General features: G+C 61.5%; 14 protein-coding genes and 4 pseudogenes. 11 read left to right on the forward strand and 7 right to left on the reverse strand.

The genetic code is table 11. From position 1 onward, the window contains the following. Positions 1–24: 24 nt before the first annotated feature. The 5 genes and pseudogenes from JYJ84_RS13635 to JYJ84_RS13655 form a co-directional block, all read left to right on the forward strand. Positions 25–1662 (forward strand): annotated as a pseudogene (locus JYJ84_RS13635) (3-hydroxyacyl-CoA dehydrogenase NAD-binding domain-containing protein); the annotation flags it as partial. A 40-nt stretch (positions 1663–1702) separates the two neighbouring features. After that, on the forward strand, positions 1703–2335 hold the full coding sequence (gene pncA / locus JYJ84_RS13640; protein ID WP_089445808.1) for a bifunctional nicotinamidase/pyrazinamidase: 633 nt from the start codon (positions 1703–1705) through the stop codon (positions 2333–2335). A 49-nt stretch (positions 2336–2384) separates the two neighbouring features. Continuing rightward, positions 2385–3563: an acetyl-CoA C-acyltransferase gene (locus JYJ84_RS13645; protein ID WP_175221907.1), complete on the forward strand. Its 1179-nt coding sequence runs from the start codon at positions 2385–2387 to the stop codon at positions 3561–3563. 261 nt (positions 3564–3824) lie between these two features. Continuing rightward, on the forward strand, positions 3825–5225 hold the full coding sequence (locus JYJ84_RS13650) for a sensor domain-containing diguanylate cyclase (protein WP_174961072.1): 1401 nt from the start codon (positions 3825–3827) through the stop codon (positions 5223–5225). A 121-nt stretch (positions 5226–5346) separates the two neighbouring features. Continuing rightward, positions 5347–5622 carry a hypothetical protein gene (locus JYJ84_RS13655; RefSeq protein WP_175221906.1) on the forward strand — a complete coding sequence of 92 codons (276 nt, stop codon included), beginning with the start codon at positions 5347–5349 and terminating at the stop codon, positions 5620–5622. Positions 5623–5650: 28 nt separating this feature from the next. Here the strand turns inward: JYJ84_RS13655 and JYJ84_RS13660 are convergent, their stop codons facing one another. Further along, positions 5651–5914 (reverse strand): hypothetical protein, encoded by a 264-nt coding sequence (locus JYJ84_RS13660; RefSeq protein WP_175221905.1) that lies wholly within the window; start codon positions 5912–5914, stop codon positions 5651–5653. Positions 5915–6039: 125 nt separating this feature from the next. Between JYJ84_RS13660 and JYJ84_RS13665 the strand changes: the two genes are divergently transcribed. Continuing rightward, positions 6040–7209: an SUMF1/EgtB/PvdO family nonheme iron enzyme gene (locus JYJ84_RS13665; RefSeq protein ID WP_205189223.1), complete on the forward strand. Its 1170-nt coding sequence runs from the start codon at positions 6040–6042 to the stop codon at positions 7207–7209. Positions 7210–7315: 106 nt separating this feature from the next. Beyond that, positions 7316–7846, forward strand: coding sequence for an isochorismatase family protein (locus JYJ84_RS13670; protein WP_175221903.1), 531 nt, complete (start codon positions 7316–7318; stop codon positions 7844–7846). A 279-nt stretch (positions 7847–8125) separates the two neighbouring features. On the opposite strand, the gene JYJ84_RS13675 is transcribed toward JYJ84_RS13670, so the two are convergent. Beyond that, positions 8126–9049: a recombination-associated protein RdgC gene (locus JYJ84_RS13675; RefSeq protein ID WP_175221902.1), complete on the reverse strand. Its 924-nt coding sequence runs from the start codon at positions 9047–9049 to the stop codon at positions 8126–8128. Between the two features lie 387 nt (positions 9050–9436). On the opposite strand from JYJ84_RS13675, the pseudogene JYJ84_RS13680 reads away from it, so the two are divergent. Beyond that, positions 9437–9811, forward strand: a pseudogene (locus JYJ84_RS13680) (SOS response-associated peptidase family protein); the annotation flags it as partial. A 51-nt stretch (positions 9812–9862) separates the two neighbouring features. On the opposite strand, the gene JYJ84_RS13685 reads toward JYJ84_RS13680, so the two are convergent. From JYJ84_RS13685 to JYJ84_RS38535, 5 genes and pseudogenes are all read right to left on the reverse strand, one after another. Next, entirely contained in the window at positions 9863–11080 is a 1218-nt protein-coding gene (locus JYJ84_RS13685; protein WP_175221901.1) for a hypothetical protein, read from the reverse strand. A gap of 234 nt (positions 11081–11314) precedes the next feature. Then, a complete protein-coding gene (locus JYJ84_RS13690) occupies positions 11315–12361 on the reverse strand; it encodes a YaaC family protein (protein ID WP_122945613.1) in 1047 nt (348 codons plus the stop codon). Positions 12362–12682: 321 nt separating this feature from the next. Further along, on the reverse strand, positions 12683–13027 hold the full coding sequence (locus tag JYJ84_RS13695; RefSeq protein WP_205184692.1) for a tyrosine-type recombinase/integrase: 345 nt from the start codon (positions 13025–13027) through the stop codon (positions 12683–12685). Continuing rightward, a complete protein-coding gene (locus tag JYJ84_RS38530; RefSeq protein WP_374102103.1) occupies positions 12985–13506 on the reverse strand; it encodes a tyrosine-type recombinase/integrase in 522 nt (173 codons plus the stop codon). Before JYJ84_RS38530 ends, JYJ84_RS13695 begins: the two co-directional genes overlap by 43 nt. A 52-nt stretch (positions 13507–13558) precedes the next feature. Beyond that, positions 13559–13684: pseudogene (locus JYJ84_RS38535) on the reverse strand (Arm DNA-binding domain-containing protein); the annotation flags it as partial. A gap of 248 nt (positions 13685–13932) precedes the next feature. On the opposite strand from JYJ84_RS38535, the gene JYJ84_RS13705 reads away from it, so the two are divergent. The 3 genes and pseudogenes from JYJ84_RS13705 to JYJ84_RS13715 all read left to right on the forward strand — a co-directional run. After that, positions 13933–14247, forward strand: a complete 315-nt coding sequence (locus JYJ84_RS13705) for a Dabb family protein (RefSeq protein ID WP_122945612.1) — start codon at positions 13933–13935, stop codon at positions 14245–14247. Then, positions 14244–14723: a PaaI family thioesterase gene (locus tag JYJ84_RS13710; RefSeq protein WP_011352338.1), complete on the forward strand. Its 480-nt coding sequence runs from the start codon at positions 14244–14246 to the stop codon at positions 14721–14723. Before JYJ84_RS13705 ends, JYJ84_RS13710 begins: the two co-directional genes overlap by 4 nt. 202 nt (positions 14724–14925) lie before the next feature. Continuing rightward, positions 14926–15160, forward strand: a pseudogene (locus tag JYJ84_RS13715) (alpha/beta hydrolase); the annotation flags it as partial.

Below are 15160 nucleotides of genomic sequence, written 5' to 3' on the forward strand. Positions count from 1 at the left end.
CAGCTTACTATGTGATGAAGAGACATGAACATGATCGTGTCGGGCGTGCCCGTGCCGTCGGAGCAGCTTGCGAAGAGCGGGCTGTTCGACGAAATGGCCGACGGCGACCTGCTCGACGCGGCCGTCGCGTTCGCGGGCAAGGTCGGCGCGCAGAAGGGGCCGCATCCGCGCGTGCGCGATCGCAAGATCGTCCACCCGAACGCCGCGGGCTTCATCCAGTTCGCGCGCAATTCCGCGAAGGCCGCCGCACCGAATTTCCCCGCTCCGCACAAGTGCATCGACGCGATCGAGGCCGGCGTGCTGCATGGCTTCGACAAGGGCAGCATTGCCGAGCGCGAGGGTTTCGTCGCGCTGATGATGACGCCGGAAAGCCGCGCGCTGCGGCACGCGTTCTTCGGTGAACGTGCGGCGAGCAAGATTCCCGACGTGCCGGCCGATACGCCGCTGCGCGAGATCCGCCGCGTCGGCGTGATCGGGGCGGGCACGATGGGCGGCGGGATCGCGATGAACTTCATCAACGCAGGCCTGCCCGTCACGCTGCTCGAGACCAAGCAGGACGCACTCGAGCGCGGCGTCGCGACGATCCGCAAGAACTACGACGCGCAGGTGAAGAAGGGCAAGCTCACGCAGGAGAAGCTCGACGCGCGCATGGCGCTGATCACGCCGACGCTGTCCTACGACGACCTGAAGGACGCCGACCTGATCGTCGAGGCCGTGTTCGAGGAACTCGGCGTGAAGGAGCAGGTGTTCACGAAGCTCGACGAAGTCGCGAAGGCGGGGGCGATCCTCGCGTCGAACACGTCGACGCTCGACGTCGACAAGATCGCGGCGTTCACGAAGCGTCCGCAGGACGTCGTCGGCATGCACTTCTTCAGCCCGGCGAACGTGATGAAGCTGCTCGAGGTCGTGCGCGGCGCGCAGACTGCGAAGGACGTGCTCGCCACCGTGATGGCCGTCGCGAAGAAGATCCGCAAGACGGCGGTCGTGTCGGGTGTGTGCGACGGCTTCATCGGCAACCGGATGATCGAGCAGTACATCCGCCAGGCGCTGTTCATGCTCGAGGAAGGCGCGCTGCCCGCGCAGGTCGACCGTGCGATCGAGAAGTTCGGTTTCGCGATGGGCCCGTTCCGGATGAGCGACCTTGCCGGCAACGACATCGGCTGGGCGATCCGCAAGCGCCGCTATATCGAGCAGCCCGATCTCCAGTATTCGAAGATCGCCGACCGCCTGTGCGAGCAGGGCCGCTTCGGCCAGAAGACGGGCGCCGGCTGGTACGACTACGTGCCGGGCGAGCGCAAGGCGAAGCCGTCGTCGCTCGTCGACGAGATGGTCGTCGCGTATTCGAAGGAGCGCGGCGTCGAGCGGCGCAAGATCGGCGACGACGAGATCGTCGAGCGGCTCGTGCTCGCGCTCGTCAACGAAGGCGCGAAGATTCTCGAGGAAAAGATCGCATCGAAGGCGTCCGACATCGACATGGTCTACCTGACCGGCTATGGCTTCCCGGTGTGGCGCGGTGGCCCGATGCTGTACGCGGACGTGGTCGGCCTCTACAACGTCGAGCGCGCGATTCGCCGCTACGCGGCGGCACCGAACGGCGACGCATGGCAGCTCGCGCCGTCGATCGCGGAGCTCGCGAAGGCCGGCCGCGGGTTCAACGGCTGACGCGCCGGATCGCGGCGCGACGCACACCCGGAGAAACGCAATGAAACGCACCGACGACGTACTGCTCGTGATCGACGTGCAATACGACTTCATGCCGGGTGGCGCGCTCGCGGTGCCCGACGGCGACGCGGTCGTGCCGGTGATCAACGCACTGGCGCAACGCTTCGACCAGGTCGTGCTGACGCAGGACTGGCACCCGCGCGAGCACGTGTCGTTCGCGGCGAACCATCCTGGCCGCGAACCGTTCTCCACGCTCGCGCTGCCGTATGGCGAGCAGGTGCTGTGGCCCGTCCACTGCGTGCAGGACACCGAAGGCGCGGCGCTGCATCGCGATCTCGACATCCCGCATGCGCGGCTCGTGATCCGCAAGGGCGGCGACGCGCAGGTCGACAGCTATTCCGCGTTCGTCGAAGCCGACCGCACGACGCGCACCGGGCTCGCGGGCTATCTGCGCGAGCTGGGCGCGAAGCGCGTGTGGTGCTGCGGGCTCGCGACCGACTATTGCGTCGCGTGGTCCGCGCTCGATGCGCGCGCGGCCGGTTTCGAAGCCGCGGTGATCAACGATGCGTGCCGCGCGATCGACCTGAACGGGTCGCTCGCCCACGCATGGCAGCAAATGCAGGCAGCGGGCGTCGCGCATGTGACGTCCGCGGGCGCGCGCCCGGCGGCGTAGCGCCTTCCCATTCGATTCAGGACATGAAGCAGGACCGAAGGAGACTCGCATGACCGAAGCCGTAATCGTATCGACCGCCCGCACGCCGCTGGCGAAATCCTGGCGCGGTGCTTTCAACATGACGCATGGCGCGACGCTCGGCGGCCACGCGGTCGCGGCCGCGCTCGAGCGCGCGAAGCTCGACCCCGCACGCGTCGAGGACGTGATCATGGGTTGCGCGAACCCCGAAGGCGCGACCGGCGCGAACATCGCGCGGCAGATCGCACTGCGCGCAGGGCTGCCCGTGAGCGTGCCGGGGATGACGGTGAACCGCTTCTGCTCGTCGGGGCTGCAGACCATCGCGCTGGCTGCGCAGCGGATCATCGCGGGCGAAGGCGAAGTGTATGTGGCAGGCGGCGTCGAATCGATCTCGTGCGTGCAGAACGAGATGAACCACCACATGATCCAGGAAGGCTGGCTCGTCCAGCACAAGCCCGAGATCTACTGGAACATGCTGCAGACGGCCGAGAACGTCGCGAAGCGCTACGGGATCTCGAAGGAGCGGCAGGACGAGTATGGCGTGCAGTCGCAACTGCGGGCCGCGGCCGCGCAGGAAGCCGGGCGCTTTCGCGACGAGATCGCGCCGATCACCGTGCTCGCGGGCGTGGCCGACAAGGCGACGGGCCGCCTGTTCACGAAGGAAGTGACGGTCTCGGCCGACGAAGGGATCCGCCCCGACACGACGCTGGAAGGCGTGTCGAAGATCCGGTCGGCCGTGCCGGGTGGGGTGATCACCGCCGGCAATGCGAGCCAGTTCTCGGACGGCGCGTCGGCATGCGTCGTGATGAGCGCCGACGCCGCGCAGCGCGAAGGGCTGCAGCCGCTCGGCGTGTTCCGCGGTTTCGCGGTGGCCGGCTGCGAGCCGGACGAGATGGGCATCGGCCCCGTGTTCGCGGTGCCCAAGCTGCTGAAGCAGGCGGGGCTGAAGGTCGACGATATCGGCCTGTGGGAACTGAACGAAGCGTTCGCGGTGCAGGTGCTGTACTGCCGCGACACGCTCGGGATTCCTGAGGATCGCCTGAACGTGAACGGCGGCGCGATCGCGGTCGGCCATCCGTACGGCGTGTCGGGCGCGCGCCTGACGGGCCATGCGCTGATCGAAGGCAAGCGGCGCGGCGTGAAGTACGTGGTCGTCACGATGTGCATCGGCGGCGGGCAGGGCGCGGCCGGCCTGTTCGAAATCCTCTGATCTTTGGCAGGGGGCGGCCGCTGTTTCGCTTCGGCGAAGCGGGCGGCCGCGACGCGAATCGGTGGGACTGGATCGCCATTCGAAACAATCGGGAAGCAAAAGGCGTGCACCCGGCAATGCCGTTTCCCCTTACTTGTCAAACGAATTGCCCCACCTATACTTGCTCTGACATTTGCCTTTCGGCACGATGGGCCGGATCGTGCGTCGTGCGATCCGTACCGCGAAGGTTCGAACCAACGCAGCAGACCGACCGGGGACCGAATGAGTACGACCTATGCAGCCGGGGAACCGCCGCGCGTCGTCAGCGCGGCCGCGAGGCTCTACGCGAAATGCCTGCTGGTCGGATTCGCGTTGCTGCCCGCCTATCTGATCGCCTATCTGTGGTTCTTCAGCGACCCGCACGTCGTGTTCGAGAGCCACGCGTTCCATGAAATCGCGATCGCCGCCGCGACCCTCGAAGGCGCGTTCGTCACCTACGTGACGTGGGTGTGCTACCGGTCATCCGGCGAGCCGCTGCTGCGTTGGCTGACACTTGGCTTTCTCGGCTTCGCGATGATCTATGCGCTGCACGGTGCGTTCACCGGGATGGCGCATCACAACATCTGGCTGTTCCTGCTGTACGGGCCCGCGTCGCGGCTCGTGATGTCGATCCTGCTGCTCACGGGCCTGCTGTCGTATTCGCGTCCGCCCGATCGGATCGAGAGGCGCACGAGCGTGCGCACGTGGCTGCCGTGGATCGTGTTCTTCGTGATAATCAACGCGGCCGTGGCATACATCGCGTATTCGCCGGTCGCGGGCGCGCTGGGCACGCGGCTGTCGATGGAAGGCGGCGCGCTCGTATTCTCGTTGCTGAACGTCGCCGTGCTGCTCGCGCGGCGGATCCGCTCGCCGCTGATGGTGATCTACGGCGTGTCGATCATGGCGTTCGCGCTGTCGTCGCTCGCGTTCATCCTCGGCAAGCCGTGGAATCACATGTGGTGGCTCGCGCACGCGATTTTCGCGGGCGGCTTCTTCCTGCTCAGCTACGGCGTCGTACAGGCGCTGCAGACGACCCGCTCGTTCTCGGCGATCTACAGCCAGGAAGACCTGATGAGCCGGCTGTCGGAATCGATGGCGCGTACCGAGAGCGCGCTGCAGGAACTGCGGCGCACGAACCAGAAGCTCGAATACATGGCCGCGACCGATCCGATGACGGGCGCGTCGAACCGCCGGCAGTTCATCGCGCAGGTCGAGCGCGAGATGGTGCGGGCCGAGCGCGACGGCACGCCGTTCTGCCTGCTCGCGCTCGATCTCGACAATTTCAAGAACATCAACGATGCGTACGGGCACCAGATCGGCGACGAGGTGCTGCGCGGCGTCGTGCGCCAGTGCCTCGATGCGATCCGACCGGCCGGCGGGCTCGCGCGGGTCGGCGGCGAGGAGTTCATGGCGCTGCTGCCGGATATGCCGCTCGAAGGCGCGAGGATGACGGCCGAGCGTGTGCGGTCATCGATCGCGAGCTCGCCGTTCGGGCTCGATTTCAAGCGCGTGCAGGTGACGGTCAGCGTCGGTGTCGCGCAATACGGGGCCGACGGCAGCACGGTCGATGCGTTGCTGCGCGTGGTCGACGAACGGTTGTACCAGGCGAAGCGGGAAGGGCGGAACCGGGTCGTCGCGCGGTGAGCGGATGCCGCTTTCCGTAGTGGATATTCCTCGATGACGCGTTGCATCTGCGCGGCGAAGTCACGGTATCGGGACAGGCGACGGGGAAGTCGGCGGCAATCTTGCTTCCGGGAAAGTGGAGGTGGCGTTCTATCCGCCGACCAAGCCGGGCATGAAGCTGTGGATTCCGGTGCCGATCGAGCACAAGGACGGCGGGTTGACGTCGAACTGCACGCCCGAATCGGAGTTCGGCTTCTTCCGCCTTAACCTCAAATGCGGTGCGGAAGCATCGCGCGGCGGCAGCCTGCTGGCCGAAGGCTGCCTTGCATTCGAGCACGGGCGCAATGACGTCCAGCAAATCAAGGGGCACCCGAGACGCCCAACGCTCCGGCGTTGCTGCAACCGAGGATGGGCGTGACCATGTTCGACGCGAAAGCCGATATGCGCTACAGCGGATCGGCAGCAACCTGAACGAACTCCGTCCGGACGCAGCCGACGCGATCGAACGCGTTCTGTCGCCGGTGCAAATCACGAACGAGCTGAGCGACATTTGCCAGTACGTCCCTCCGAACCTCACTGAAAGCGGCGACGCGCAGCTTGCGCGGCACACGATCGCGGGTTTCATCGGGATGGGGCAGGTCGCCATGATCGAGCACCGCCAGCGCGACGAGCCGGCCCCGGGCTACCGATGCGCGTTCAGCGATACACATGAATAGGCGATGCAGGTGGGTACGCGCGCCGCATGGCTCGATTCCACGCCGACGGCCGGCGGCGGTACCATGGCGGCCTGACGACGCAGAGCTGAACGCGTGTATGAACGGTGAGGTCGGGATTGATGAGTGATTGGCGGAAGTCGACGCGAGGAAAATCGAAGGGGTTGCTGATCGGCGGTGCGTTGCTGGCGTCATCTGCCGCGATGGCTGCGATCGATACGAAGGCGCCGCCGGACAAGGAGCGGCTGATTCGGGAGATTACGACGCCGTCGCCGCCGAAGGAGGTGTGGGAGCACATCAGCGTGGTCGTCCAGTGGACGTTTGGCAAGGTGCATGACGACACCATCCGGATTCTTCAGGATTACTTCAGGTCGTTGCCTGCGCCGACCGAAGCGGAACTCGCCGATTTCCGTCTCGACATGGCCAGGGAATGGGTGCCCGTCAAGGGCGGTACGTTCCTGATGGGCGATTTCGGCCCGCAGACGTCCGCCGAGAAGTTGCCGTATTCGGCGAACGAAGGCGCGGCGCCGGCACACGACGTGACGCTCGACGGCTATTCGATTCTCAAGCATCGCGTCACGTACGCGGAGTACGACATCTATACGCGCGCCAATCATTTGCCGTCGATCCTGACCGACTCGGGTTTCAACTTCCAGTTTCGATTCCCCGATTTTCCCGCCGGTGACGTGACGTGGCAGCAGGCCCGCGATTTCTGCACGTGGCTGGGCAAGGAACTGAACGCGCCGGTGGATTTGCCGACCGAGGCGCAGTGGGAGTACGCGGCGCGCTCGCGCGGGGAACTCTGGGTCATTCCGAGCAAGGCAGTCCCGGTCATCGACGGCAAGTACGGTCTCACGGACCTCGACGACACCCTGGTGCGCATGGGGCAGGGCACGAGTTCGATGCCGGAGGTCAGCCGTCCGGTCGGCACCTATGGCGATAACGGCATCGGCATGTCGGACGTGTTCGGCTACGGACGAGAATGGACGTACGACTGGTTCGACAAGAACTATTACCGTCACAGCTCGAAAGTGAATCCGCGCGGGCCCGAGGCGGGCACATTGCGCAGCGTGCGCAACGGGACGGACAGTCGAGTGCGGCTCGTGATCGATCGTCGCGGCGAGCAGCCCGACAAGAAGGATGTCGAGCTGGGTTTTCGTTGCGTGTTGAATCTGGCCGGGCCGGCGGGGGACCCCGAAACCGGACGCCATGCGATCGTGCCAACGGCGTCGGCAAGTTTGGTAGGCTTGGGGCCCGCTAGCGTTTACCGAGTTGACGCAGTCGGTCACTGATGCGATTCGATATCCGTCATTTGCGGGACTGACGATTTTGCGACAAAGCGACTCTTCATCGATGGTCGATGGCGGGTGACGTCACCTTCACTCCGGAGAATGCGCCGTGCTGCACGTACCCGACGATTCAGTGGTCGTATTGGTTGATTTTCAGACGCGGCTGATGCCGGTGATCCACGAAGGGGTATCCGTCGTCACGCAGGCTGTCCGACTTGCCCGTATTGCGCAGATAGTCGGGGTGCCGGTGATGGGTACCGAGCAGAGCCCCGTCCAGCTGGGCCGGAACGTACCGGACATCCAGGAGCTGTGCGCGAACACCGTCGTCAAGGACCATTTCGACGCGTGTGCGGAGGGCCTGGTCGAGGCATTGCCGGCCGGGCGCAATAGCGTCATCGTTGCCGGTTGCGAGGCGCACGTGTGCGTGTTGCAAACGGCGTTCGGGCTGTTGCGCAGCGGGCGCAAAGTCACCGTGGTCAGCGACGCCGTGGGATCGCGCAAGACGATCGACCGGGACGCGGGGATCGCTCGGCTCGGGGCGGCGGGAGCGCAAATCGCGACGGTCGAGATGATCGGGTTCGAATGGCTGGGCTCCAGCCGTCATCCGCGTTTTCGCGATGTGCTGCGCCTGATCAAGTGAGTCGCGGCGCCGGTGCGCTGACGGAAGCCGCGCTCCTGGCGCCGGATGCGTGAATCTCGGGATACCGGCCATTGAAGCCGGCAGGTTGGGTAGGCTTGCTGCCGGCGGTTGCGGGCGGGATCCTCGCGTCGGCGGGCGACACGGAGAAAAATCGGGCATCGTGCGCGAGCGCCCGGTCGCGACCTTCCGGCACGGCGACGACAGTCCTCGTTGAACTGTCACGCCGGCTCGAAACCTCGCCGTCGCGCGGGAGCGAGGTTTCTTGGCCGCCGGCGGCGTTCAGGCTGCCGCCGCCTGATGAGCCGAGTCGCGCTGCTCGCCGCCCAGGATATCGATGAGACTGGTCAACATCCGCGCCAATTCACCGGTCATCAGCGTGACATCCGAGTCGAAGCGTTCAGCGTCGTTCTGCGCGGTTGGATCCGCCGCTTCCTTGATCACGTCGAGCGGCGTCACACGCTTGATCGTCAGCGACGGCGTCAGCACGAAGGAGATCCGGTTGTCCCAGGTCATCGCAAGGCGCATGCATTGTTTGCCGGCCTCGATGTGCCGGCGCATGTCGGTCGCTTCCAGCGCGTGGCCGACGTATCGCACCGTGGCGCCGCCTTCGCCGCTCGAGCGCAACTCGGCGTCCTGGTCCACGGTGAATCCGCCCGGCGCTTCACCGGACAGCAGCCAATCCGTCATCGCGGCGACCGGCGAACGCGCCACTTGAACGCTGGCGAGCGGCAACTGATCGATCGATTTGACGAGCAGGCCGCGAACGTCGTCGGCAAGTGCCTGTGAAGCCGCATCGATGACGAGCCAGCCGTTCGCCGTATCGATCCACACGCGGGTATCGCGGCGAATGGTGAACGCGCGCGGGAGCAGTTCGTCGGTAACCTGCTCCTTGAGTTCGCGCATCTGTTTTCGCCCGACCTTGAAGCCCTGCTGCTCCTCGACTTCAAGCGCGCGGTCCTTGGTCACCTGATTGACGACCGACGCCGGGAGCAGCTTCTTTTCGGCACGAAACGTCAGCAACATCTGCCGGTTGATCGAATACACAAGCGCACCGTCGTCACACGGCGACGCCCATCCGTGACTCTGCATCTCGACGCTGTTGCCCGGCTGAAACGCGTGGGGCGCCAGCCATTTTTCCATCTGATCGGGGGTAACGGCCCAAGGTGCCGGAAGACGATGAAGCTGAAGGTTCTTGAACCACATAGGAGTACGGGCAAAGCGCACCATTCTATATGACGGTGATGCTTCCGGTGCAGATTCGGTCGCTCGATGTGATGGTCTGGATCGTTGACGGTTGTAGTGTTGGGTAGGTGGGCGTTGATCACCAAATTAGCTACGGAAGGGGAGCTAAGCTCTTTGCCCAGGCGCATCAAAGCAAGCACGTTGTGGGCGGCGACTGCGCGCACGGGGCGGTTCCCGATTTACGGGTACGCATCGGTCTCGAGCATGCGCAGAATCTCGCCAAAGTGTCGCTCAGTCCACGTCTTTCGCTTCTTCTCCAGCCACTCGTCGCAGACTGCTCGAATAGGTGCTTTGCCTTCGTTGATCTGCGCCGACAGGACTTCCTGTCGCGTATGGGACTCCCGGCGGTATGGCAAGGCGTGGAGAGCTGGTCAGCGCTACTTGATCCCGGCCCGATGGATATACGAGCCTTGTTACGAGACGGGCCGGAATTTCTGGCAACGAATCGGACTAACAGATTGGCAATCGTATTGCGTCGCCGGAATCTGACGGCGCTGCGAAGGAGAGGACGGCCGCTCGCTGGTCGGCATGACCATGATGACAGTCAATGTGGACGGCCATGCCGTGATGGGGCGTATGCATAAGCCCGGCGACGAGAAAAGGTCGGTGGTCATATTGCGGCCGGCCGACTACGACGAATGGTTGCACACGAATAATGTCGAAGCGGCGCGCGCAATGCTGCAGCTATTTCCAGCTACGAGGATGGTCAAAAAGCCAAAGTGACTTTAGTCGTAACAGACAAGCCACAACCATTGCGCTGCGGGCCCGCGACGTTCATTTTGGTAGAGTAGGCCATAGTGCGATGAGCCAAGAAAAGGCAGTATTTCCAATTACACCGGATACGGCGCTGCTATAAAAGAAGTCGGTTAGTCTCGTGAATAAATCTGGTTTGGCGATCGCTATATCTTCTAACATCAGCTGCGCCTGAGTTCCATCTCGAGACTGCAGAGCTTTCGAAAGTTCTAGTACTGCAGAAATAAGATCTGTACTTCGTTCGCCTTGTTCGCCGGCAAGCTTTATTAGTTGCTCCTGCACTCCCGCGTCACTGCCGAGTTTCTGCTCGAGCATGCCGTAGAGACGTGAAACATCAGATTCAAGAGATTTAATGCGTTCCTCGCTATACGTTCGCTGCAGTGTCAATATTTCGCGCGTCTGCCGAAGTTCAAGTTCGGTTAGTTCAAGCTTCTGCTTTAACGCCATTGCTTGAATCGGATCGTGTACAAGATCTTCTGCTCGCATCTTTCCAGTCACGACAAGTCCGTATTCGTGTAGCGTTCTCGTTATTTCCTCTCGAGTTCCGTCGGGGTGGGTGATTACCATGGTTACGGAATCTCCAATTTGTTGAATTGTGACTCCAATGTCGAGATCCGGGTAGTTGGCCTGTAAGACTCTCGAGAAGTAGGAGAGTATCCCAATTCCGGCTTGTTGTAATTCAGGGGGGAAGGATATTTCTCGGGTTATCTTGTTTTCTGGTGTCGAATTCTCTCTTAACGTTTCGATCCATGAAATTGTGTGTTGCACGGTGTTAAGGGCCGCGGAGTACGCTTCTGTCTTTTTCCTTTGGACGCTATAAAACCGACTGGCCTCTTTTTGTGCGTCAAGCGTGATTAGGTTTTTTGTGTTTAGTGAGCTTGGAAATAGATCGTCTTCCTCGCTAATGATTTCGTTCTTTATTTTATGATCGTTAATCGATGAATGCGTCAGAATGGCGGTTTCAAGCTCCTTGGCAAGCGCGAGCATCGATGAAACTAATTTCTGTGAAAGCGGATCTGCTGGGTCGCCTTTAACTGTTTCTAGTAACACTTTATATGCATCGAAGCGTGAGCGGAGTTTATAGATTATCGAGCTGTATCGCTGATAATCAGATGATGGATCATTGCGCAGTTCGCCTGTGAATTGACCTAGTCCGCTGATAAAGCGTCGTGCGAATTTTAGTTTGGATAGGGAGAAATCTCGCCGTATATCGATGCTAGTGCTGAAGGTCTCGTCCATTGCTTAAAGTGATTCTCGGTGATTTTGATGTATGCAAGGCACAATGAAAGGCCGCGATGTCCTGAGTTTACCAGCGGCCCCGATGCGGGGGGGGCGCAGCGCAACTTTCTCTAGTAGCTGGAGATTGCGACCGGCTGCTGCTGGTCAACCCTGTGGTTTGCGACTGGCGCCATGCTGAGCTAGTCGGAAATTTGGCCAGAAAGACAGGATTTGTCAGAGCTTCAATGCCGGAAATCAATCCTCTGCCACGAAACAGCTACGAGCCAGCTCTCCCGCAACCAGAAGCGGTACTCGGTCGAACGCCACGTCCGTCAGTCGGTCGATTGTCAGTGCTAGTGGTGAACTCGCTTCGATGTGACACAACCACTTGTCCGGGTAATATCGAGCAAAGTTACCCGCAACGTGTAGTGCAACGTAGATCAATCCAAATTCATTCAAAAACTCGTGCCGAGAACTGAACCATGTATTGGCGACATCGGTGCAGATGCTCCATGGCAATTGCCCGGGAACGTCATTCGTCAGTGGAATTTGCAGGTGAATCCCGTTGGGATACTCCACTATGTCGATGCGATGCAGCCCCCGAGGCGCGAAGTGAATCAGATCCATGAAGTTGTTCATCGTCTCCGGTATTGAAGGGTGCACAACAATGCTGAGAGTCGGATCTTGATTTTCGGCACCAAATCTCGCACTGCAGGTCGAACGAACAAGCTTCGGTCTAATTCCGTAGGTGGCGAGAATCTCTACCATCTGAGGCAACCCCTGCAGAACGTCTAGTAGGCTTAGCCCGTTGATTGGATACACATCTGGCTCAACGTCGGTCCCAGACATCAATACCCGAATTCCTGACGTCGTCATACCAGGGGTGGCATGAGTCTGAGTGTATCGACCAACGATTGGTAGTTCCCGGCTTGAGCGTCGCCAAACTTCGAAAGTACCGCGTGCAGATCCGTCCGGCGCGGTCTGCGGCTTCGCCCGCAACGCAGCGGTTGCGATTTCCAGATCGTCACCCGGCAAAACTGCGTTAGCCATTGATAACTGAAGTCCGTGGCATCCGTGAAACTCTCGCAGTTTTTCTAGACGGCTGTCGGCACTTTGCTTCATCAAGACTTCGGCCAGAGCGAGCGACATTGTGGAATAGTACAAAAGCACTGGGCGGGTCGCGAGGCTAACTGCTCGGGCAGCATCATAGTATTCCCGCGCTTGCATGAGACATTGACGAAGCTGTGTCGCCTGCCTTCTGGCATTGGTGCGGTGCCGTTCCGGTAAACGATGGAGCTCCATGATCTCGCGCGTAACGGCCTCAACATTTTGGAAGTGGGCAAGTCTCCCCCAAGCATACTTGCTAACATCGGCCGATCTGAACGTGCGGCAGTGAGTAGTAATCAATTAAAAGCTCCGGATCTGTATTTGTACCACGGATCATTTAGCCGCTTCTCGGCAACATCACACGGCTTCTTACACGAATTGGTATCAGGCACACGGGTTTGCTGATTCTAGATGAAGCAGAGACGGGGCGGGGAGATGCGGCCGGACATATTGGCATCGGTTGCGGCAGAGCTTTCGAGTTGGTTTCTTGTTAGATAAGGCTCGGGGGCTGCTGCATCATTGATCATTTATGGCGGCGCTTGCGGTATTCACGCCTTGGTATGCCTCTTCTTCGACGTCATCGAGCCAGTTCGCCCACGCTTGCATCATCTCCCGACGCTCCGGCAAATATTTGGCATGGTTGTACGTCGAGCGAGTCCTATCCTTGTTTTTGTGCGACAACTGCATTTCAACCACATCGTCCTTCCACCCCATTTCATGGAGGTTGGTCGACGTAGTTGCTCGAAAGTCATGACCAGTTATCGGTTCGGGGTTGTCCGGACCCATGTAGTCGATTGCCCGATTGATCGTTGCACGACTCATGTGTGGACGTGTTCGATTGCTATGGAGAATCGGCAGCATGTACTCGCAATTTCCATATATCTCCTGCAGTTCGCGCAGCAGTCACAGCGCTTGCTTGGGAAGCGGAACGATATGCAGGCGCCTTGATTGGATCTTTTCCGGGGCGCCTTCCATTCCGCAGTCCCCAGGTCAATTTCTTCCCATCGTGACCGGCAAGTTTCGATTGTTCTCGGAAACAGCATCATCAGCAATTGAATCGCAATCGCAGTTCGTCTGCTCTTGTAGGTCGGAAGCTGTCGAAAGAGCCTCTTCAGTTCTTCGCGGCTCAACGGCCGAGCATTCTCTGTCGGTGGCTTCAAGACCGGTCCCCGCAGAACCGACGCGGGGTCTGCGTCTGCCCGAAGCGTGATCACCGCATACTGGAATACGTTGGACACGTACTGTCGCAGTTTGATCGCTACGGAAGGCGAGCCACGCTCTTCGACCCGACGCATCAGGGCAAGCACGTCGTGAGCGGTAATAGAGCGCATAGCGCTCATGGGATGGATGCAGCCCCTTCTTGACGAACTCGCGGGAACCGTCGCATACAGCACGCGCGTCTTGAAGGCTGATGCTGCGGCATTCGCCGATAGCAAAGAGATGCTCCTTCCCGGTCATTCTGTACTTGTATCGCCAGAGCTTGGAGCCGGGCGGATTCACCAAACAGATCCAGTCCATTGAGGTCGGCAAGTTTGGTAGGCTTGTCGTCTGCCTTTGCTTGTCGGATCTTGACGTCGTCAAGTGGCACGGCGAAAAAGCGCGTAGCGTCTTCGGGTGATCGAACCGATACCCGTTTGATTACCCGCATCTTTCTCGGCCGGACGCATTTTCCAGCGAACGCGAGCAAACGGCGAAAGGGCGTAAGATGCCCGATTGGCAAGGGTGACAGGCAAGTCGCCGAACCAGAACGAACTGGAGCAAACGAAGTGATCAGACATATTGTCATGTGGAAGTTGAAAGAATCGGCCGAAGGCGCGACGCGCGCACAGAACGCGCTGAAGCTGAAGGAAAAGCTCGAAGGCTGCCGCGACCTCGTGCCGGGCACGCTGCAGATCGACGTCGGCTTGGCAACGCCCGGCCTCGACGCCACTGCCGACATCGTGCTCGTGTCCGATTTCGCGGACAAGGCTGCGCTCGACGCCTACCAGGTGCACCCGGTTCACCAGGAAGTGAAGAAATTCGTCGTTGCGGTGGCTGAATCGCGCGAGTGCGTCGACTACATCGTCGACAGCGCGCAATGAGCGACGCGGCAACGCCGACGGACGGCCCGTCGATCGAAAGCCCGTTCGTCGACCTGCTCGGCGTGCAGCTCGTGTCCGCGAAGGACGGTGCGAGCGAGCTCGTGCTGCCGCTCGAAGAGCGGCACATGAACACGTGGAGCATCGCACACGGCGGCGTGACGATGACGCTCGCGGACATCGCGCTCGCGATGGCCGCACGCAGCCTGACCGACGACGGCGTCGGCGTCGTGACGGTCGAGATGAAGGTGAACTTCATGCAGCCGGGGCGCGGTGAGTTGCGCGCTTACGGCCGCGTGATGCATCGCTCGACGACGATGGCCTACTGCGAAGGCGAAGTGCGCGACAGCGACGGCAATTTCGTCGCGAAGGCGCTCGGTACGTTCAAGTACATGCGGCGGCTCGCGGTGGGTCGCGACATCAAGCGGCAACGCTCACGCACGGCACCGGACGCCCAGCCCGGCCCGAGCGACGCGTAAGCGCCCGGACTGACGGCCCTGCCTCTTCAACGGCAGGGCCGTTTTGTTTTGCGGCGCGCATGCATACGTCGAACGCGTTTCACGGCAGGCCGAAGGAGGGCCGGAATGTCGACGTGCAAGGCGCGCCACGCTCGCACGCCGCGCGCATGGCATCATGCACGCTTGTCCGTTCACGGCGTCGCGCAGGCGCCGTTCCCAACCGATGCCGCTGAATCCGAAGATCGCCCAGGTGCTCGACATGATCGAGCGCGCGAAACGTCCGTCCTACCATCACCAGACGCCGCAGCAGGCGCGCGCCGCGTACGAGAAGAGCGCGCCGATCCTCGACGTCGCATCGGCGCCGATGCATTCGGTCGAGGAATGCGTCGTGCCGACGCGCGACGGCCGCACGATCGGTGCGCGGTTGTACTTGCCGATCGCGCCGAGCCTGGCGGCTG

It is taken from the genome of Burkholderia sp. LMG 13014, from assembly GCF_905232215.1.
Taxonomy (GTDB): Bacteria; Pseudomonadota; Gammaproteobacteria; order Burkholderiales; family Burkholderiaceae; genus Burkholderia.